The organism is Winogradskyella sp. UBA3174 (genome assembly GCF_002364335.1).
Classification (GTDB): domain Bacteria; phylum Bacteroidota; class Bacteroidia; order Flavobacteriales; family Flavobacteriaceae; genus Winogradskyella.
Genome location: NZ_DEXW01000045.1, coordinates 39,322 through 59,891, shown reverse-complemented (window position 1 = coordinate 59,891; position 20,570 = coordinate 39,322). Strand labels below are relative to the sequence as shown.

The following is a 20,570-nucleotide window of genomic DNA, read 5'->3' as shown; positions in this document are numbered from 1 at the left end:
TAACTAAATGTTTCTAAATCATTAAATTTTTAGACACAAAAAAAACTGCCTTGGCCAAAGGCAGTCATTAGAATTCATGATAATTAGTCGACAAAAACTATAGATTATACGAAACTAATATGTCTCATGAGACACTTACAAAGATAAATTAGATATTTAATCATATTGTAACCTCATTATTAACGAATCATTAAACTTTAATCGGTAGCCTGTTTTTATTAAAATGCTTAAAAACAGATAGATACGTGTTTAATGTAAAATTAATGTTAAGTAAATGTTGTTTAAACATTAACTAATCTTTATATTTGAGTATTATGTAATTTTTAAATCCCCAGTTATGAACAAAAGAATCTTGTTTTTATTCGCTTTATTAATCAGTGTTACATCTTTTGCACAGCAAGAGAGACAACTAGAACTTAACAAAGACACCAATTTAATTGACGTAACTTATTATCACGACAATGGAGTTGTAAGCCAAACAGGTGCTTATACTTTAGATGGTAAATTACAAGGTGAGTGGTTAAGCTATGACATTGAAGGTAAAAAGAGTATTTCGGCGAATTATGATAATGGGAAAAAAGTCGGCAAATGGTTTTATTGGACAGATAAAACTTTAAGAGAAGTAGATTATACAAATAATGCAATTGCTAGTGTTAATGAATGGCAAAAAGATACTAAAACATCTGTTGCTAGTAGTAATAAGTAAAGCATTCATATTCTAAAATAGAAAAAGCATCCATTAATATGGATGCTTTTTTTGTATATAATTATTTTCTTAAGACTATTAGTTCCCTACAGTCCAACCTGCTCCCCAAGTTGAAAAATCAGTGCCAGTAGCGTTACCAATACCAGATAAGAAATCTGAATCTGCAAAAGTATCGCCAGTATCATTTTTTACTTGTAAAGTAACGTCTGTAAACGTTACATCTGTAACAGATAAGTCACCGTTTATTACACCAGTTCCTGTTGGGTTAAAACTTGTTGCTCCAGCATCTCCATCTAAATCAAAACCTTCAGCAAAACCTTCTAGTAAAATATTTGAGAAGATACCTTGTGAACCAGCTCTTAATCGTATAGCTTCATTAGCTGTTCCAGAACCATTACCAACAATTGTTAAGTTAGTTACTGTTGGCTTAGACCAAAATATTGGGCTAGAGTTGTTCCCTATATCTGTGTTGTAACCATCTGCTTCGATACCTTTATCGTGCTCTGCACCGTGAGATACGTGTGCATTTGTAATTGTACCTGTATAACCTTCTGTCCAATCAAGGGAATCATCTTGTGCGTTAACTACAGATACGAAATCTACATTTACTGTTCCACCGAAAAATTCAACACCGTCATCTTTACCTTCAAATACTTGAATGTACTCTACAGTTGTACCATTACCTACACCGTAGAAAGAAATACCATTGTTTTCTGATTGACCGTCTGCCGAACCACCAGAGTATTGTACTCTTAAATATCTTAAGATTCCTGAGTTATCAGCAGAATCAGTACCTCCGTAAGGTAAACTTGCAATTTCAGAAGTTGCAGTAGCTGCTCCTGTTACAGAATTAATAGGTGCATCACCTAAAAGAATTAATCCACCCCAATCACCAGCTTGTGGTGCAGAAGAATCTGAAGTTAATATAATAGGATTACTTGCAGTTCCGTTAGCGATAATTGTTGCACCATTAGATATTGCGATGTAAACATCTGATCCAGAAGCTACAGCTTCTATAACCATACCAGCAGGTATTGTTAAGGTTGTACCAGTAGTCATAATAAGTGCGCCATCTACTTTGTAAGTATTGTCTGCGTCTAGTGTTAAGTCTTCAGTATATGTGCCTGATAAAAACAGGGTTCCTGGGTTGTTGTTAGTGCCACCACCATTGTTGTTTGTAACGCTGTTATCATTTATAATGATGTCAGCTGTATCGTCTGATGTACAAGAGTTAAAAAGCATTCCAAAAACTGCTAACCCTAAAAATAATTTATTCTTCATTTTGATTTTAAATTTAAGTTCTAATTAATATTTGTTTGTTAAAATTTATATTTGAATTGAAGACCTATACTCAGTCCTCGCTTATAGTCTGTTATGTCTTTACCATTTGGGGAAGTCACTAATACATCTCCAACTGATGTACCTTCTCTTAAATATTGTACAGTTGGGTTTAAAATGTTTCTGATGCCAAGATTTAGTTCCATATTATTATTCAACTTATTCTTAAGTACAAAATCTAATGTCGGAATACCTTTCTCAATAACATTTCCTAATTGTCCCGAACCTAAAGCATCAATTCTATCTGAGAAGTAAGAAAATATTAAGTTAGCCGTAGGTTTATAGTTTCCGAAAGTTGGCGAGTAGTTAATATCTGCATTTACAATAATTGGGGATGCGCCTTGTAATTCTTCTTCACTTTTATTAAAACTAACACTATAAGTACCAATTATAGATTCGTATAAATCTTGGTTAGTATGCATATAAGTAAAGTTGAAACCTGCAGAAAGTTTAGCGTTTTCTTCTTCGTCATCCATAAGAATGCTCTTTCTTAATTCAACTTCAAAACCTAAGATTTCAGCCTTCTCACCTGTTCTAAAGAAACGTTGTGTACCAGTAGCGTCAAAAGCTACAACCTGATTTACAGGGTCTTTTATTTGTTTGTAAAAAGCGCCTATAGAGAATATTTCGCTTTTACTTAAAAACCATTCATATTTTAAATCTAGGTTTAAGATCCTAGAATACGATACATCATTAACATTAGTGTAGGCAATATCACCAGTTCTACCTAGTAAATCTGGGTTACCACCTATACGTTGAGATATGCCCTCATAGACAAATGGCGCAACTTCTTTAAATTCTGGAAGTGATATCGTCTGACTTGCAGAGAAACGTAAATTTTGATCTTCGTTTATACCATATTTAACACTTAAACTCGGTAAGAAGACAGTTTCATTAGCTCCTATCGTATTCTTTCCTGCAGCTCCTAAGTTAATTACATCGTAAGAAATTTCTTGGTCAATAGCTTCGACTCTAATACCAGGAACAAATAACCATTTGTCACCTACTTTTAGTTCTGCATTTGTATAACCAGCAAAAACATCTAAATTACCATTATAAGTATTTTCAGGAAGTCCTGGTCGGTTAGTATTACTTTGGCCTGGAATATTATTAATAACTCTAATACTGTATAAACCATTGTCATTAGAACTAACATTCAAATTATCTAAAGAAAATATACTATTTACAGCATTAACATCGGTAACAGGTGTGTTAGGGTTTGTAATATCATAACCGTATCTAATATTGTCGAATTGTCTTTCTTTAGCTCTACCGGCAAAACCGAAGTTAATCTTTAAGCTTTCGTTAGGATTGTAAGCTAAGTTTAATCTGCTATTAAATTCTTCATCATTTATATTCTGAAAATAGCGTTGGTTATCAAAAACTACATTACTATAAAACGTTGGTGTTGTGGTGTTGTCATTATCTAAAGCAAATTGATAATTTTCTACACTTATACGTTTTCTATCTGGCTCGTGTGCATTAACCACGTTGTAACCAATTCCCCAATCTAAATCTAATAAATTATCATCAAACTTGTGACGACCAGTTAATTGATTTACATAGATAAGGTTTTGATTAAACTGAACGTTCATTTGATAAAACCCTTCATCTGTATTTAAGATTGCATCTCTGTTTCTACCCGATCCATCTATACCAAAATAACCTACTCTATCTGAAGCATTGTTTATAAAAAGTGAATTGAATTTAACCGAGTTATTATCATCAATTTTATAATTAACAGAAGCCATTGCTGTTGTTTTAGTAGAATACTCAAATTCTTCTGCATCTTCAAAAGCTTTCTTCTCAACGTTTGTGTAGTCTACGTTAGATCCCCTTCTGTATTCATAGCCATTTTCAAAAGAAGCTGTGCCATAAAAGCTTAACCGCGAACCATTTTCGAAATCAAATGATTTTCCGAATGCAGTGCTAAAAGAAAGATCTATTGGTGTATTGCCTTGTTGAGGATCAAAACCATGAGATAATATAACAGCAAAAGGATTGTTATCATATCTATTATAAAAACCGAATGCACTTGTACCTTCACTTCTTACGAATGTTTTGTCAGCAGCGTTTGTATTTACTGAAGAACCAACGGTAAAATTGAAAAAGCCTTTACCCTTATAATCTTTTGAAGTAATATCTACGTTACCTGCAGAAAAATCTCCAAAAAAGCGTGATGAATATGCTTTACTAATAGATACATTTTCTATAATATCTGAAGAGAATAAATTTAAATCGATATTCTTTTTGTTAACATCATTAGAAGGTAATGATAAACCATTCATTGTTGTGTTTAAATAACGATCTCCTAAACCTCTTACATAAACATTACTCGATCCTTCTTGTTTAGAAACACCAGATATTTTGGCGACTGCACCAGCAGCGTCACTAACCCCTTTACGAGACAGTTCCTCTGCACCAATACTTTGCTTTATTTCTACAGCTTTCTTTTGGTCTAAAAGTAAAGCCGCTTCACTTTGCTTTCGTGTAGTTGTAGTAATTACAATTTCATCTAGGCTTGCAGCACTTGCTCCCATAGGAACATTTAAAGTAGTTACTTTATCAGCGACAACGACTACTGTTATTTCTTGGGTTTCGTAACCCACAAAGCTGAAGATTAAAACGTAAGATCCAACTTCTAAATCTTTAAGTTCATACAGACCATCTATATCAGAAGTTGTTCCTTTAGTTGTACCTTTTATTAAAACGTTGGCAAAGGGAAGAGGCTCATCGTTGTATTCTTTGTCAATTAACTTTCCAGCAATAGAGCCTGTGTTTTGAGCAAATGAGAATGCTGAAATAAATAATATAAGTATAAAGTGTAAACTTTTCATTAGTTTGATTTGTATTGCGCTGCAAAGAAACGTCGGGAATATCTTTCTTGCGTTAATCAAAAATTAACTCTAGGTCATAAAAAGGTTAGTTTAAGGTTAGCATAATATTAACAAGACTTTGATTGAAGAAACAATTAGTTAACATTGAAAATTATACTGCGGTGCATGCTGTTTTTGTAAGTGATTCTGTATCAATTTATCTATCTTGCAAACTATAAGATTTTAACTATGAATTGGGAGCAACTACTATCTTTAAAGCGCTACGGTGATACAGGTAAACGTTTAAGAAAAGAACAAGATGAAACACGTTTGGGTTTTGAGGTAGATTATGATAGAATCATATTTTCTTCAGAATTTAGAGGGTTACAAGACAAAACACAAGTTATACCCTTATCTAAAACAGATTTTGTACATACACGTTTAACACATAGTTTAGAAGTAAGTGTGGTTGGGAGATCGTTAGGCAGAAAAGTAGGTAAGTTACTTTTAGAAAAACATCCCCATTTAGAGAGTGTTCATGGTTACAAAATGAATGATTTTGGTGCTATTGTAGCAGCAGCTGCTTTAGCACACGATATAGGGAACCCTCCATTTGGTCATTCTGGTGAAAAAGCGATTGGTTCTTACTTTAAAGATGGCAATGGAGCTCAGTATAAAACACTACTTACAGACAAAGAATATCAAGATTTATGTGATTTTGAAGGTAATGCAAATGGTTTTAAAATTCTAACAGAAAGCAGAGAAGGTAGAGAGGGAGGTTTAAGACTCAGCTACGCCACTTTAGGAGCATTTATGAAATATCCTAAAGAGTCATTACCAAAGAAACCAACAACTCATATAGTAGACAAAAAATACGGTTTTTTTCAGAGTGAAAAGGACATGTTTAAAAGTGTAGCAACGGAGCTTGGTTTGTTAGAACGAAGTAAAGATTATTTAAGTTTTCAAAGGCATCCACTAGCCTATTTAGTTGAAGCGGCTGATGATATTTGTTATACCATTATAGATTTTGAAGACGGTATTAATCTTGGTCTTATCCAAGAGGAGTACGCCTTAGAGTATTTAATTAAGTTAGTTAAAGGAAAGATTAAGACGGAGAACTACAATGCATTAAAAACAACGGAAGATCGTGTAAGTTATTTACGTGCTTTAGCAATAGGCACGTTAATAGATGAGGCGGCTTTACTCTTTATGAAACATGAAGAGTCAATTTTAACAGGTAAGTTTGAAACAGCTTTGTTAGACGTAAGTCAGTATAAAGCACAGATTAAGGATATTATAGACCTAAGTATAAATAAGGTCTACCGTTCTAAAGAGGTAATAAATAAAGAGATTGCTGGTTATGAAATTCTTAATCAATTATTAAACGCTTATGGTAAAATGGCATTTAATGTTTTTGATGATAATACATCTAATTATGATAAATTGTTACAAAATATCTTACCAGAAACGGTTAAACTGTCTAGCGATTCGCTTTATAAAAACTTATTAGCGGTTTGCCTTTATATTTCAAAATTATCTGATACAAACGCTATGTTGTTGCATCAAAAGTTAAAAGGTAATATTTTATGATGCATTTCATCGAATAAATTTGCTATTTACCGATATATTCCTTTTATTTATCTCATAATCAGCCCTCAAAAAAACCTACTTATGAGAAATAATATACTCGGAGGCTTAGTTATCTTCATGGTTGTATTAACATGCCTACTAATGATTGATGATATCTCCAATACAGAAAACAACACTTCTGATCAAATTAGTGTAGAGATAGAACAACCCGAAAATCATACAGATTTAGCAATTATTGAGACTGAGGAGTAAGTTTTCAATAGTTGTTTTTATAGACACGGTATCTAATTCTTGCATCGCTTGTAATTGGTTTAATTTACCATGCTCTACAAACGCGTCACTAATTCCAAGTATTTTAATGTTTTGCTTATAGTTATTAGTGTTTGCAAATGCTAATATAGAAGATCCAAAACCGCCCAAAATAGTTCCATCTTCAATCGTAATAATAGCTTTGTAGGATTTAAAAATAGTATGCAATAATTTTGCGTCTAAAGGTTTTATGAACTGCATATCGTAATGTCCTATGTCATTATCTTTATTTAGTGATAAAATAGTTTCTTCAATTGTTTTTGCAATGGTACCAACAGAAAGGATAGCTATTCTTTTTCCTTCTTTTAGGCAGAGACCTCTTCCAATGTCAATAAGTTCGAATTGTTTTTTCCAATCTAATAGATGTCCTCGACCTCTAGGGTAACGAATAGCTATAGGAAAATCTATACCTAATTGTGCCGTGTACATTATATTACGAAGTGCTATGGCATCTCTAGGAGCGAAGATTACTAGATTTGGAATGCAATTTAGATAGGCCAAATCAAAAACACCATGATGCGTTGCTCCGTCTTCACCAACTAAACCAGCGCGATCGAGACAGAAAATTACGGGTAAATTTTGTAAAGCTACATCGTGTATGACTTGGTCATAGGCACGTTGTAAAAACGTAGAATAAATGTTGCAAAATGGAATTAAACCTTGGGTTGCCATACCAGCAGCTAAAGTTACAGCATGTTGCTCTGCAATGCCAACATCGAAAGCACGATCTGGTATTTCTTCCATCATATATTTTAAAGAACTACCGGTTGGCATAGCTGGAGTAATTCCAATAATTTTTTCGTTTTTTAAGGCAAGTTCTACAATAGTTTCACCAAAAACATCTTGATATTTTGGAGGTAGTTTTAAGTTAGATTTTGATGGAAGTTCACCAGTTTTAGCATCAAACTTTCCAGGAGCATGGTATTGTACTTGGTTAAGTTCAGCTTGTTTTAATCCTTTGCCTTTTGTAGTAATTACATGTAAAAACTTTGGACCTTTTACTGTTTTTAAACGTTCTAATTCTGAAATTAATAAAGGTAAATCATGACCGTCAATAGGACCTGAATAATTAAAATTTAAAGCCTCAAAAATATTATCTTGTTTTTCAGTTCCTTTTTTAACGTTGGTTAAATATTGCTTTAATGCGCCAACACTTGGGTCAATACCAATAGCATTGTCATTTAGTATAACTAATAGATTTACGTCTGTAACTCCTGCATGATTTAAACCTTCAAAAGCCATTCCGCTAGCAATAGAAGCATCACCAATTATAGCAATATGATGTTTACTTTCACCTTTGAGTTGAGAAGCAATTGCCATGCCTAAAGCGGCAGAAATTGACGTAGATGAATGGCCTACTCCAAAAGTATCATAGTCACTTTCACTACGTTTTGGAAAACCGCTAATACCATTAAGTTGTCTATTGGTATCAAAAACAGATTTTCTACCAGTTAGTATTTTATGACCGTAAGCTTGGTGGCCAACATCCCAAACTAATAAATCTTCTGGTGTGTTAAATACATAATGTAGTGCAATAGTTAATTCAATAACACCCAAGCTAGCACCCAAATGCCCTTCTTTTGTAGCTACTATATTAATTATAAATTCACGTAACTCTTTAGCTATTCGAGGTAAGTCTTCAGCTTTGAGTTGTCGTAAATCTTTTGGAAGGTTAATATGTTTTAAAAGCTCATTATTCACCTTGCAAAAATACGAGATTTTATTAATCTTCAATCATAAAGACTATTGGTAAGCTAAAGACAACAGCGATATTTTGACCTCCTTGTTTTACAGGTTTAAATTGCGGGAGTAGTTTTAAGACAGCTTTAGTTTCCTTTTCAAGTAATAAATGAGTAGCTCGTTTTACTACAATATCTTTTACAAAACTTTGCTCATCAATTTTAAATTGTGCAATGATTTTTTGTTTTCTTGTTAAGTCGAAGTTAACTCTAGTTTTAATACTAAAATTATCAGTAATTATTTTAGAAATTCTATTAGACATATACTTCTTTTTCGTATCATTAAATTCAGGTGGTTTGTCAACAGCTATAAACCCAATTAAAATGTAGTCTTCTGTTGTGCTAAGACAGTGAGGTATGGATTCAATCTCAAGATTGTCTATTTCAATTGGTTCTACATTATCAATCTCACCTGTAATCATCAAGCCATCAATAATGACTTTTTCTTTAATTTTTGTTTTTAAAGGTTCCGTTGATTTTGGAGCTACTGAATTATCCTTAGCATCTATTGCCGTTTTATTTTCTAAAACGGTATCACTAATTTTTTCATTGGTTTTTACAATTTCCACATTACTAATCTGTTGTTTCCTTCCTTTATCATCAGAACAATTCAACAATGTAGTCACCATTGCTAATAATAGAGCCATGAGAAACACTTTATGAATATAATTTTGAATGACGTCAAATCCATTTTTTGTGAAATCAACAACAGTTTTAGAACATGATTTGCAAAATCGAACTTTTTTATTTGGAATCATTTTAGACCAACCTTTATGGCAAGGTCTTGGGATTGAAATAGATAAGTTCGTTTTCATGATTGATAGCTTGTTAATATAGTATCAAAATTTTTACCGAATTCTTAGTAATAAGGTTATATGTTTTTAATATCCTCAATGATTTCTTATTTTTGAGAAAAAGAAAAATTTAATTTAAGCCTAGACATTTAATCTAATTTGGGTTTAACTATACCTTAATTGCTATGATGAAAACTTTCACATCTTATGTGCTATTATTTGCTTTAATAATAGCACCTACCTTTGTATTTACTCAAAATAATCTTCAATATTCAGAGCACGGAGCATTGATAATTAGCTATTTAGAAGATAAAAAGGCAGAGTTCAATTTTAAAGACTCAGATATAGAAAACTTGGTGGTTACCAATTCCTATTATTCTAAAACTACAGATTTAACTCAGGTTTATGTCAATCAAACTTTTCAGGGCATTCGAGTTTTCAAAGCTATTTCTAGCGTTGCTGTTAAAGATGATAAAGTCTTTTATTATGCAAATAGATTTTTAAATGATATTTCTAATAAAGTTAATACGACGTCACCTTCTTTTTCTGCAATTTCAGCAATTCAGAAAGTTGCAACACAATTAGAACTAGGTAGTTTGCAAGATATACAGCAGCTAGAGCATAACAACAATAAGTATGTGTTTACTAATGCAGGGATTGCTACACAAGATATTTCGGTGGAGTTAGTTTTTGTAAAAAAAGAAGACCGTTTAATTTTAGCATGGGATTTTATAATTTATGCTAAAGATAATAAGCACTGGTGGAGTGTGAGGGTTAATGCTGTGACCAATGAAATACTAGAAGTTAATGATTTGATTTTAACCTGTACTTTTGAAAAAGAGCATGAGCATTCGAAGCATTCAGCTCAGATGGATTTTAACAGTTTAGTGACATCACCTAATTCGATCTTAGTTGATGGCTCTAGTTATAACGTTTTTGCACTTCCTTTAGAGAGTCCTAACCATGGATCGCGACAAATAGTTACAGAACCAGCAAGTTCTGATGCATCTCCATTTGGGTGGCATGATGATGATGGAATTCCAGGAGCAGATTATACAGTTGCAAGAGGTAATAATGTTTGGGCTAAAGAAGATACTGCAGGTAATAATTCTAGAGTTTCTTTTTCGCCGGACGGAACAGCAACATTAAATTTTAATTTCCCATTAGATTTTAATTTATCACCAGCCGAGTATCAAGAAGCTGCGATTACAAATTTGTTTTATCTAAATAATATGATGCACGATATTTGGTTTCAGCATGGGTTCGATGAGGGTTCAGGTAATTTTCAAACCACTAATTATACAAACCAAGGACTTGGGGATGATTTTGTTTTTGCTGACGCTCAGGACGGTAGCGCTTTTAATAATGCTAATTTTGGTACACCTCCAGATGGTTTAAATCCAAGAATGCAAATGTTTTTATGGGCACCACCAGGATTAAGCGGAGGAGATCGGGTTAATATTCTTAATGGAAGTATAGCAGGAGAATACATAGGTGTAGGTGCTACTTTTGGCACACGCTTATCGACAATGGAACCATTAACCGGTAGTTTAGCATTGGCAATAGATGCTACTGGTGATATTTATGATAGTTGTCAACCTTTAATAAATTCAGCTGCAATTAATGGTAATATAGCAATACTAAGACGAGGTGATTGTGAGTTTGGATTTAAAGTCTTAGCTGCTGAAAATGCTGGAGCGATTGCTGTAATAGTTGTAAATAATGTACCAGGTTCACCAGCTGGTATGGGACCAGGAGCTGATGGTGACGCTGTAGATATACCATCTATTATGATATCTCAAGCTTTAGGAGAATCTTTAATCTCTGCTTTAGAAAATGGCGAAACTATTACTGCTGATTTATTAGGACCAGATTTAACAGATTTTATAGATGGTGATTTTGACAATGGAATTATAGCCCACGAATATGGTCATGGTATCTCAAATCGATTAACAGGTGGCCCATCTGCTGCTGGTTGCTTACAGAATAATGAGCAAATGGGTGAGGGTTGGTCAGATTGGTTTGGCCTTATGGTTACACTCAAAGATACCGACACTGCTACAGACGCAAGAGGTATTGGAACTTTTGCGATAAGTCAGCCTGTCACAGGCGGTGGTATACGCCCAGCACGTTACACTACAAATATTGCGGAGAATGGATTTACATACACTGCCTCAAATACACTTGCTCAACCACATGGCATTGGGTTTGTTTGGGCAACTGTATTATGGGATCTTACTTGGGCATATATAGATAAATATGGTTTTGATTCTGATATGTATAACGGAAATGGTGGTAATAATAGGGTTATGAAATTAGTCATTGATGGTCTAAAGTTACAACCTTGTAGTCCAGGTTTTGTTGATGGTAGAGACGCTATTTTAGCAGCAGATATGGCAACAACAGGTGGTGTAGATCAATGTATTATTTGGGAAGTTTTTGCTGCTCGTGGTTTAGGATTAAACGCTACTCAAGGAAATTCAAATTCTCGGATTGACCAAACTGAAGATTTTTCAATGCCATTAAGTAGCGATCCGTCATTAGCTAATTGTTCTAGTTTAAGTGTTGATGAATTTTCTAAGGATAGTTTGAATATTTATCCAAATCCTACACAAACAGAATTATTTATTTCAACACCTAAGAATATGGGTAATGTTGCAATTACTTTAGTAGATATTAATGGTAGAATAGTTTTAGAAATGCGAAAAGAATTGTTCAATACGATTAGCTTAAATACAAGTCAATTACAATCTGGATTGTATATTTTGAATATTAAAGGTGATACATTTAACTACAATGAAAAAATCATTAAGAACTAAAGGACATTAATTTTTTAATTCATTTATGATAAACCCTTTCGACGACACATACTTTATGAAAAAAGCATTTCAGGAAGCTGAAGCTGCTTTTGAAAAGGGTGAAATCCCAGTAGGCGCACTTATTGTTGTAGAAGATAGAGTTATTGCAAGAACACACAATCTTACTGAATTACTAAACGATGTTACCGCGCATGCAGAAATGCAAGCCATTACGTCAGCTGCTAATTTCTTAGGTGGAAAATATTTAAATAAGTGTACACTTTATGTAACTTTAGAGCCTTGCCAGATGTGTGCAGGTGCATTGTACTGGAGCCAAATTTCTAAAATTGTTTACGGTGCTTCAGACGAGCAACGTGGGTTTAAAACCTTAGGAACTAAGCTTCATCCTAAAACAGAAGTAGTTAGTGGTATTATGGCTGAAGAGGCTTCTGCATTGATGAAACGATTTTTTATTGAGAAGCGTAGCTTGAATTAAGAACATTTTATGCTAAAGGTAATTTACCAATTATGATTTCTAGGATTACGTAATAGTTTGTTAACCAATTCAAAACCATTTAGAAATCATTAAAAAAATTATGTCCTTTTTGTTCTTTCCTTTGCTTTCATTTTATCAAGATTTTCTTGGGTAAGCATATAATCTTTTATGTCTTTTCCTTTCCATCTGTAATAAGAAAATAACGGAAAAACCACAAAGAATAAACCAAGGACTCCAAAGCCAATAAGTTTTTCTGAATAGACTAGATCTAATGTAAAGCCACATATAATACTTGTAAATGAAGCAATTAAGGCTATAAATGTTATGATTTTTATGGGTTTCATTCTTTTTCTAAAAAAGTACTTAGACTATTTTCATTGTAACGGTCAAGATTCTATTATTATGTAAAATTAATCAATTCGCGTCTATAAGCTGTTAGTAATTTTGATTTTGAAACAAAGCCATAATATTTATTGTCTTTAATAACAGGTAAATTCCAAGCACCTGAGGTTTGAAATTTCTTCATAACCACTTCCATAGAATCCTTTTCATAATGAATATACTCTGGTGGTTTATGCATAAAAGTTTCAACTGTTGTAGAGCTGTACAGTGATTGATCAAACATAACGGTTCGTATATCATCGAGTAAGATAATACCAACAAAACTATCATCAGTATCAGTGACTGGGAATAGATTTCTATTAGATTTAGAAACTCCATTTTTAAGCATATCTCCAAGTGTCATTTCGGGATGTAGTTGAATAAAATCTTTCTCTATTACAGAGTCTAGCGTCATCAACGTTAAAACATTTTTATCCTTATCTTGAGTTAGTAATGCACCTTTTTCTAACAATTCTTTTGTATAAATGGTGTGATCTAAACCATTTTTATTAATAATAAAAGACATTGAAGCTGTAATCATTAGCGGAATAAATAACTCATAACCACCAGTAATTTCTGCAATTAAAAAGATGGCAGTTAACGGAGCATGAAGCACTCCTGCAATTAGACCAGCCATACCAATTAATGTAAAATTAGCCTCAGATACAGAAAAACCTAAGCCGCAATTATTAATAACTTTTGCAACTACATTTCCTAAAGTACTTCCCATAACTAATGTTGGGATTATGATTCCACCAGATCCTCCAGCAGCAAAAGTAGTGGTCATTGCTATGGCTTTAAAAAGCGTAATTCCAAAAAGTAAACCAATAACAACCCAAATATTATCTAAATATGCATCAAAAGGTGTATTGCCTAATGCTTTAATAGCGTCGCCTGCCATTAAATCATTTATAAAACTAAAACCTTCACCATAAAGTGGCGGAATAAAAAACAACATGACTCCTATGGCTAAACCACCTATAATAAGCCTATGTTTTGCAGATTTAAATCGGTTAAAAAATGAGGTAATTCCAAAATATATTTTTGAAAAATAAATAGATGCTATACCTGTTCCTATTCCTAATAAGATGTAAAACAAGGTATCTTTAATCATAAATTTTTCAGAAACTGTAAAGTCTAGAAGCACACTATCTCCTAAGAAAAAATAGGATGTAATTACAGAGGAAACAGAAGCAATTAAAAGCGGTAGTAAAGATGCAAAGGTAAGATCTAAACTAAAGATTTCTATAGCAAAAATTATGGCAGCAATTGGTGATTTAAAAATTGAAGCAATAGCACCTGCGGATGCACAGGCAATTAGTAGACTTCGTGTTTTTTTATCGATATGAAGTAGTGTACTTAAGTTAGAACTTAGTGCTGAAGCTGAAAGTATTGCTGGGCCGAGTAGTCCTACTGAACCACCAAATCCTACAGTTAAAGGAGCAGTTATTAATGGTAAATAAATATTCTTCTTGTCGATGATGCCATATCGTTTAGATAATGAATACAAAATAGATGGAATAGCATGTCCGCTTGGTTTCTTTGAAACATATTTTACAAAGAGATACACTAATAAAAGCCCAATAATTGGTAAGATAAAGTAGATGCTATTCTGAGATAGAACAATGCCTTTTTCTAATAGCGCTTCAATCGTAAATGTTATGTTTTTTATAGTTACTGAAATTAATCCAGCCAATAAGCCAATAACCAAACTGAGTAAAAACACAAAGTTCTTTTCAGAGATGTATTTATATCTCCAAATAAGTAAGCGTTTAAAAATTTTTGATTTTGTTGGCATAATTGAAACTTATAAGTACATAATTTATGATTTTAAGTTTATTTTTTCTTTTAATTCTTGTTGTAGAAGCAATAAATCTTCAAGATAGATTTGTTTTAAAATTTCAACGTAATCTCTTTGGTTATAAAAGCTGTTTTTAAAATCTTCAATTGAAGATTCTAATATATGTTTTGCTTCAATAGGGTTGGAGTCTTTTAGGATTAATGCTTTATAATATTTTGCATCAGCAGAATTTCCTCGATTATACACTAATACTTTATCAAAATCTTTTAGAGCAAGCTCAAAGTTTAAGTTTTCGAATAAAGCAATACCTCTGTATAAAAAAGCGGTAACCTCAACCATATCTTCTCCCCATTCTTTAGTTTCAGTGTTGATATATTTATTAAAAAAATCTAAAGAATTTTTGTAATCTTTTAAGCCCAAATAAGCCATGCCTCTCCAATAATCTACACTTTGTCCTTGTGGCGCATCAATAAAATTTGGAGTTAACGTATCACTTGCATTAAAATCCGCAATGGCCTTTTTATAATCTCTGTAGAATGATAGATATAGGTAACCTCTCATAGGTTGCCATATGTTTGGATCGCATTCTACGGCTTTATCAAATTGTAGTTTCCATCTATGAGCTAAACCACGTTTTAAGTAAGCGACTGAAAGCTCTCTTACAGCATCACAATTATTAGGATCTATTTCTATAGCATTTTCTAGTCGCAACATACTTTCTATAGAACCTTGAGTTAGTTTTTCACCTTCTGTATATATTTTCCGAGAACGTTCTATATCTTCTTCTAAAACTGTTTTTTCTGCACAGCTATAACCTAAGATTAGTAAAAAAACGTAGAAATAGTTATGGTAAGATTTCATGTACATTTCCATTTTCTAGTTTAAAGATTAAATACATATAAGTGTCAAATTGTTTCCCTTCGTATTCAAAAGAGTTCCAGTTGTTTTTGTTTATTGAAAGGTTAATTAGTTGTTGAACTAATTCTTTATTTAGGTTGGTTAATTCAAGGTCTTGGTCGAGTTCATTAACTTCTACATTTCCTATCTGTCCTTCACAATTAATATGAAAGCGAAGATTTAAAAAACCGGTGTCTTTATAATCTTTATTCTGATAGTTGTCTCTAATGAAGTTGCGAAAAGCAATTTTATCATTTTTATAAACTTGTGGTGCGTAACTCGAGTAATAACCAACAATGTATTCTTCATTACACAGCTTAAAATCTATAGAATATCTTGAGGTCTCAGGATTTATATAGCCAATACGATGCTGGTATTTTATTTCTGCTTTTTCAGAATTATCACAACCAAAGAATAGGATTGTTAGTAAAAGTAATTGAAAGCTTAAACTTTTGTGCGTTTTCATTACTTAAATCTAATAAAAAATCCTGCAAGAAGCAGGATTTTAATGATTTATGATTTTAAATTGAGTTTCAAACTCAGTTCTTTGAGTTGTTCATCATTAATTGGCGCAGGTGCATCAATCATAACATCACGACCAGAATTATTTTTAGGGAAGGCAATAAAATCTCTAATGGTTTCTTGGCCGCCTAGTATAGCAACCAATCTATCTAAACCAAAAGCTAACCCTCCGTGTGGTGGTGCACCATATTCAAACGCATCCATTAAGAAACCGAATTGTGCTTTGGCATCTTCATCAGAAAAACCTAAATGTTTTAGCATTATGGCTTGTGTTGCTTTATCGTGAATACGAATCGATCCACCACCAATTTCATTACCATTCAACACTAAATCGTAAGCATTGGCTTTAACTTCGCCTGGCTTGGTATTTAACAATTCTATTTGTCCTGGTTTTGGAGACGTGAATGGATGGTGCATTGCATGATAATTACCCGTTTCCTCATCTAATTCTAACAATGGGAAATCAATAACCCACAGTGGAGCAAATACTTTAGGATCTCTTAGGTCTAAACGTGTTGCCAACTCCATACGTAAGGCACTTAATTGCGCTCTTACTTTATTAGTATCGCCAGATAATACGCAAACTAAATCACCAGGTTTCGCACCTGTACTGCTTGCCCATTTTGCTAAATCGTCTTGGTCGTAAAATTTATCTACAGAAGATTTATAACTTCCATCGTCGTTGCAACGTGAATAAATCATACCTAAAGCACCAACTTGTGGACGTCTTACCCAATCAATTAATTTATCGATTTCTTTTCTTGTATAAGAGTTTCCTCCAGGAACAGCGATACCAACCACTAGTTCTGCATTATTAAATACGCCAAATTCTTTATGCTGCGCCACGTCGTTAAGTTCCCCAAACTCCATCCCAAAACGAATGTCTGGTTTGTCATTACCGTATAAACGCATCGCATCTTCATAGAGCATTCTTGGGAATTTCTCAACGTCAACTCCATTGACTTCTTTTAGTAAATGACGTGTTAAGCCTTCAAACACATTTAAGATATCTTCTTGCTCTACAAAAGCCATTTCACAATCTATTTGTGTGAATTCTGGCTGACGGTCCGCACGTAAATCTTCATCTCTAAAACACTTTACAATCTGAAAGTATTTATCCATGCCACCAACCATAAGCAATTGCTTAAAAGTTTGAGGTGATTGCGGAAGGGCATAAAATTCACCTTCATTCATGCGAGAAGGGACTACGAAATCTCTTGCGCCTTCTGGTGTAGATTTGATTAAGTAAGGGGTTTCAACTTCTATAAAACCGTCCTCTGAAAGGTAATTTCTAACTTCTTGAGTCACTTTTGCTCTAAAGATTAAACTCTCTTTAACAGGATTACGACGAATATCTAAATAGCGATATTTCATGCGTATGTCATCACCACCATCAGTTTTGTCTTCAATCGTAAAAGGTGGTACTAGAGAGGCATTCAATATGCTTAATTCTGAAACTAAAACTTCCATCCCACCTGTTGGTATGTTTGGATTTTTTGAAGCACGCTCAATCACAGTGCCTTTAACTTGAATTACAAATTCACGTCCTAACTTAGACGCTTTTTCCATTAAGTCTTTAGCTGTGCGTTCTTCGTCAAAATAAAGTTGAGTAATACCATAACGATCACGAAGATCTATGTATATCATAAATCCTTTATCTCTAATTCCTTGAACCCAACCGGAAAGTGTAACTTCTGTATTGCTGTGTGATGCTCTTAATTCACCACAATTGTGACTTCTGTACATTAATAATATATTGACTATAAATAGGCTGCAAATTTAGCATTATTATTAGTAATATAAGAGTTGTAAAAGCGCTTTTGTAGTTGTTTATTTTTTCACAAACTGTTTAATTATAAAATTGTCAGCACTGTAAACTTTTAAGAAGTAAGATCCTTGTGAAAAGTTTGATATATCAATAGTAGTAAAAGTGTCCTCTATTGATTTTAATAGTCGTCCTGTTATTGAATAAATTTCAATGCGTTTTATCGTATTTATTTTAGACTTAATATTGATGGTTTCAGTAGCAGGATTAGGATATATTTATTTGCTGTAATTCGTTTTCTTACACACTTAGAATCGGAGCTTCATAATTAGCAGTATCTCCATTGGTTGCAGTAATAGTTAAAACATTTACATCGCTAATAGTATTTTTGTCATAAAATAGTAGTTAACTAATAGCAAATTATATAAATCTAAGAAAGATGAACTATAAAAGATAGATAATCAAATATAAAAAGCCTCAACATTAGTTGAGGCTTTCTCGCTATTAATCACAGTGCTTTATTCAAGCACTGGTGTTTCATTTTCTATGAGTTCTAATGCTTTAGGGTCTGAACTGAATTTACGCTTCAACCACATTTTAAAAATAGTAGATAAATAGAATAAAACAGGCACCACTATTAAGGTTAGGAAGGTTGCTATAAATAATCCATAGATTACGGTCCAAGCTAAAGGCCCCCAAAAAATAACATTATCTCCACCAATATATATGTTAGCATCAAACTCACTAAATAAGGTAAAGAAGTTAATATTTAGACCAATAGCTAGTGGAATTAATCCCAGAATCGTTGTAATTGCCGTGAGTAAAACAGGTCTTAAACGCGCCTTACCAGCTTTAATGATTTGTTGTAATAATTCGTCTTTTGGTAAATATTCGGAAACATCTAAATCGAGCTTATTTTTCCGTCTGTCAATTAAGAGTTGTGCATAATCGAGTAGTACTACACCATTATTTACAACAATACCAGCCAGCGAAATAATACCCATCATAGTCATTAAAATAACGAATGAGTCTCCTGTAATAACAATACCTCCAAAGACACCAATTAAACTTAAGAAAATAGCAATCATAATAATTGCTGGTTTAGAAACCGAATTAAATTGAAAAATTAGAATGAAGAAAATTAAACCTAAACCTGTAAAAAACGCACCCATTAAAAAGGCTTGCTCTTTGTTTTGTTCTTCAATCTGTCCTGTATAATCGATTTTGATTGCATCTGGTTTACCTTTAAAGTTTTTCATTTCATTTTTAATCTGCTCAACGGCAACTCCTGCATCTACATAACCTGGCGCTAATGCAGAATATACAGTTACCACGCGCTTTGTGTCTTTGTGCTTAATAGCACTAAAACCAGAATTATTTTTTTGCTTAGCAACTGATGATACTGGGACTTCTTTAATGGTACCAGAAGCCATATCTCTAAAGATAATTTTCTGATTAAAGAGCGCACTTTTGTTATACCTTAAGTCTTCATTAAAACGTACGTAGATATCAAAATCATCACCATCCTCTTTATAGACGCCAGCTTTAGCACCAAATAAAGAATTACGCAATTGTGTACCAACTTGACCAGTACTCACGCCTAATTCTCCAGCTTTTTCTCTGTCGACAAGCACTTTCATTCCAGGTTTATCTTTATTAACATCAATCTTAAGTTCATCTATGGCAGCAATATTTTTGCTGTTTATAAACTCACGCATACGTTCTGCTAAATCAATGAGCTCGTTGTAATCATTGCCTTCAATTTCAATGTTTATTGGTGGTCCTACAGGTGGTCCATTAGCATCTTTTTCTACTGATATTAGCACTCCAGGATATACATCTGACAAAGCCTCTTGAACTTTTTGGCGTAGCACTTCACTATCTTTACCATTTCTATACTTATACTCTCGCATTGATGCTGTAATCTTACCTCTGTGTGGCATTTTATCAGCAGAGCCACCATCAGTTTGTGGATTACCAGCACCTTCACCAATCTGGGCGACGGCACTTTCTACTAAAAAGTTTTCACCATCTTTTATATATTCAGGATCATTTAAAATACTGTAAACTTTAGTTTCAATTTCTTTGGTAATTGTATTTGTTTTTGCAATATCGGTACCTTGAGGATATTCTATATAGACAATAATCTGGTTAGGTTTATTGTCTGGGAAAAATTCGATTTTTGTACGCTGACTGTCTACTGAAGCACCAAAACTTCCTAATGCTAAAAAGAATAGTATTAAACTTCCAAAGGCAATTAATTGTGGTTTCCAACCTTTTAAAGATTTAGAGAGTACACTTTCATAAAAATTCTCAAGACGCACCAACATTTTTGTTTGAAAATAATTGGCAGCTTTCCTAAGAATTAAGCGATAGACCCAAAGCATTACAGCAGTAAATAGCATTACAGTACCTAAACCTCTGTATGCTCCACCAAAAAGGGTTATTAATAAACCAATACCTGCTATTGTGCTTGAAATAATGATGATTTTTTTTATTGGCATATCTTTATCTTCAATAGTCATAAATTGAGATACTAAGACAGAATTGAAGAATATAGCAACAACTAATGATGATCCTAAAACTACCGAAAGAGTTATAGGAAAATAAATCATAAA

General features: G+C 33.1%; 16 protein-coding genes. 5 read left to right on the top strand and 11 right to left on the bottom strand.

Annotated elements, in window-relative coordinates; all coding sequences use genetic code 11:
• The first annotated feature begins 337 nt into the window (after window positions 1-337).
• Window positions 338-706: a toxin-antitoxin system YwqK family antitoxin gene (locus B2U95_RS08040; RefSeq protein ID WP_296314699.1), complete on the top strand. Its 369-nt coding sequence runs from the start codon at window positions 338-340 to the stop codon at window positions 704-706.
• A gap of 78 nt (window positions 707-784) precedes the next feature.
• On the opposite strand, the gene B2U95_RS08035 is transcribed toward B2U95_RS08040, so the two are convergent.
• Together B2U95_RS08035 and B2U95_RS08030 are read right to left on the bottom strand one after the other, a co-directional pair.
• A complete protein-coding gene (locus B2U95_RS08035; RefSeq protein WP_296314696.1) occupies window positions 785-1,987 on the bottom strand; it encodes a multidrug transporter in 1,203 nt (400 codons plus the stop codon).
• A gap of 38 nt (window positions 1,988-2,025) precedes the next feature.
• Entirely contained in the window at window positions 2,026-4,881 is a 2,856-nt protein-coding gene (locus B2U95_RS08030; protein WP_296314693.1) for a TonB-dependent receptor, read from the bottom strand.
• A gap of 228 nt (window positions 4,882-5,109) precedes the next feature.
• On the opposite strand from B2U95_RS08030, the gene B2U95_RS08025 reads away from it, so the two are divergent.
• On the top strand, window positions 5,110-6,450 hold the full coding sequence (locus B2U95_RS08025) for a deoxyguanosinetriphosphate triphosphohydrolase (protein WP_296314691.1): 1,341 nt from the start codon (window positions 5,110-5,112) through the stop codon (window positions 6,448-6,450).
• An 81-nt stretch (window positions 6,451-6,531) separates the two neighbouring features.
• Window positions 6,532-6,702 carry a hypothetical protein gene (locus tag B2U95_RS08020; RefSeq protein ID WP_296314688.1) on the top strand — a complete coding sequence of 57 codons (171 nt, stop codon included), beginning with the start codon at window positions 6,532-6,534 and terminating at the stop codon, window positions 6,700-6,702.
• Here the strand turns inward: B2U95_RS08020 and B2U95_RS08015 are convergent.
• Window positions 6,676-8,493: a 1-deoxy-D-xylulose-5-phosphate synthase gene (locus B2U95_RS08015; RefSeq protein WP_414727669.1), complete on the bottom strand. Its 1,818-nt coding sequence runs from the start codon at window positions 8,491-8,493 to the stop codon at window positions 6,676-6,678. The genes B2U95_RS08020 and B2U95_RS08015 overlap by 27 nt on opposite strands.
• Window positions 8,483-9,313, bottom strand: a complete 831-nt coding sequence (locus B2U95_RS08010; protein ID WP_296314685.1) for a hypothetical protein — start codon at window positions 9,311-9,313, stop codon at window positions 8,483-8,485. The genes B2U95_RS08015 and B2U95_RS08010 overlap by 11 nt, the downstream gene beginning before the upstream one ends.
• Before the next feature lie 164 nt (window positions 9,314-9,477).
• Between B2U95_RS08010 and B2U95_RS08005 the strand changes: the two genes are divergently transcribed.
• The gene (locus tag B2U95_RS08005; RefSeq protein ID WP_296314683.1) at window positions 9,478-12,111 is read left to right on the top strand and encodes a T9SS-dependent M36 family metallopeptidase; all 2,634 of its coding nucleotides are present in this window, start codon (window positions 9,478-9,480) and stop codon (window positions 12,109-12,111) included.
• Between the two features lie 25 nt (window positions 12,112-12,136).
• Entirely contained in the window at window positions 12,137-12,586 is a 450-nt protein-coding gene (locus B2U95_RS08000) for a nucleoside deaminase (protein WP_296314681.1), read from the top strand.
• 98 nt (window positions 12,587-12,684) lie between these two features.
• Here the strand turns inward: B2U95_RS08000 and B2U95_RS07995 are convergent, their stop codons facing one another.
• From B2U95_RS07995 to B2U95_RS07970, 7 genes are all read right to left on the bottom strand, one after another.
• Window positions 12,685-12,930: a hypothetical protein gene (locus tag B2U95_RS07995; protein ID WP_296314679.1), complete on the bottom strand. Its 246-nt coding sequence runs from the start codon at window positions 12,928-12,930 to the stop codon at window positions 12,685-12,687.
• Between the two features lie 56 nt (window positions 12,931-12,986).
• Window positions 12,987-14,765, bottom strand: coding sequence for a chloride channel protein (locus B2U95_RS07990; RefSeq protein WP_296314676.1), 1,779 nt, complete (start codon window positions 14,763-14,765; stop codon window positions 12,987-12,989).
• 24 nt (window positions 14,766-14,789) lie between these two features.
• Window positions 14,790-15,629, bottom strand: a complete 840-nt coding sequence (locus B2U95_RS07985; protein ID WP_296314673.1) for a tetratricopeptide repeat protein — start codon at window positions 15,627-15,629, stop codon at window positions 14,790-14,792.
• The gene (locus B2U95_RS07980) at window positions 15,613-16,131 is read right to left on the bottom strand and encodes a hypothetical protein (RefSeq protein WP_296314670.1); all 519 of its coding nucleotides are present in this window, start codon (window positions 16,129-16,131) and stop codon (window positions 15,613-15,615) included. Before B2U95_RS07980 ends, B2U95_RS07985 begins: the two co-directional genes overlap by 17 nt.
• A gap of 47 nt (window positions 16,132-16,178) precedes the next feature.
• The gene (aspS, locus tag B2U95_RS07975; RefSeq protein ID WP_296314667.1) at window positions 16,179-17,933 is read right to left on the bottom strand and encodes an aspartate--tRNA ligase; all 1,755 of its coding nucleotides are present in this window, start codon (window positions 17,931-17,933) and stop codon (window positions 16,179-16,181) included.
• Between the two features lie 84 nt (window positions 17,934-18,017).
• Complete coding sequence (locus tag B2U95_RS16305) at window positions 18,018-18,230, bottom strand: T9SS type A sorting domain-containing protein (RefSeq protein ID WP_414727670.1); 213 nt, start codon at window positions 18,228-18,230, stop codon at window positions 18,018-18,020.
• A 240-nt stretch (window positions 18,231-18,470) separates the two neighbouring features.
• The coding region (locus tag B2U95_RS07970) for an efflux RND transporter permease subunit (protein WP_296314663.1) at window positions 18,471-20,570 on the bottom strand (2,100 nt) is incomplete at its 5' end.

Bases quoted from the DNA above. Each gene is read 5' to 3' on its own strand.
- B2U95_RS08010 (WP_296314685.1), bottom strand. From the start codon at position 9,313: ATGAAAACGAACTTATCTATTTCAATCCCAAGACCTTGCCATAAAGGT.
- B2U95_RS08030 (WP_296314693.1), bottom strand. From the start codon at position 4,881: ATGAAAAGTTTACACTTTATACTTATATTATTTATTTCAGCATTCTCA.
- aspS (WP_296314667.1), bottom strand. From the start codon at position 17,933: ATGTACAGAAGTCACAATTGTGGTGAATTAAGAGCATCACACAGCAAT.
- B2U95_RS07985 (WP_296314673.1), bottom strand. From the start codon at position 15,629: ATGAAATCTTACCATAACTATTTCTACGTTTTTTTACTAATCTTAGGT.
- B2U95_RS08000 (WP_296314681.1), top strand. From the start codon at position 12,137: ATGATAAACCCTTTCGACGACACATACTTTATGAAAAAAGCATTTCAG.
- B2U95_RS08040 (WP_296314699.1), top strand. From the start codon at position 338: ATGAACAAAAGAATCTTGTTTTTATTCGCTTTATTAATCAGTGTTACA.
- B2U95_RS08005 (WP_296314683.1), top strand. From the start codon at position 9,478: ATGATGAAAACTTTCACATCTTATGTGCTATTATTTGCTTTAATAATA.
- B2U95_RS07980 (WP_296314670.1), bottom strand. From the start codon at position 16,131: ATGAAAACGCACAAAAGTTTAAGCTTTCAATTACTTTTACTAACAATC.
- B2U95_RS08025 (WP_296314691.1), top strand. From the start codon at position 5,110: ATGAATTGGGAGCAACTACTATCTTTAAAGCGCTACGGTGATACAGGT.
- B2U95_RS07995 (WP_296314679.1), bottom strand. From the start codon at position 12,930: ATGAAACCCATAAAAATCATAACATTTATAGCCTTAATTGCTTCATTT.
- B2U95_RS08035 (WP_296314696.1), bottom strand. From the start codon at position 1,987: ATGAAGAATAAATTATTTTTAGGGTTAGCAGTTTTTGGAATGCTTTTT.
- B2U95_RS08020 (WP_296314688.1), top strand. From the start codon at position 6,532: ATGAGAAATAATATACTCGGAGGCTTAGTTATCTTCATGGTTGTATTA.
- B2U95_RS07990 (WP_296314676.1), bottom strand. From the start codon at position 14,765: ATGCCAACAAAATCAAAAATTTTTAAACGCTTACTTATTTGGAGATAT.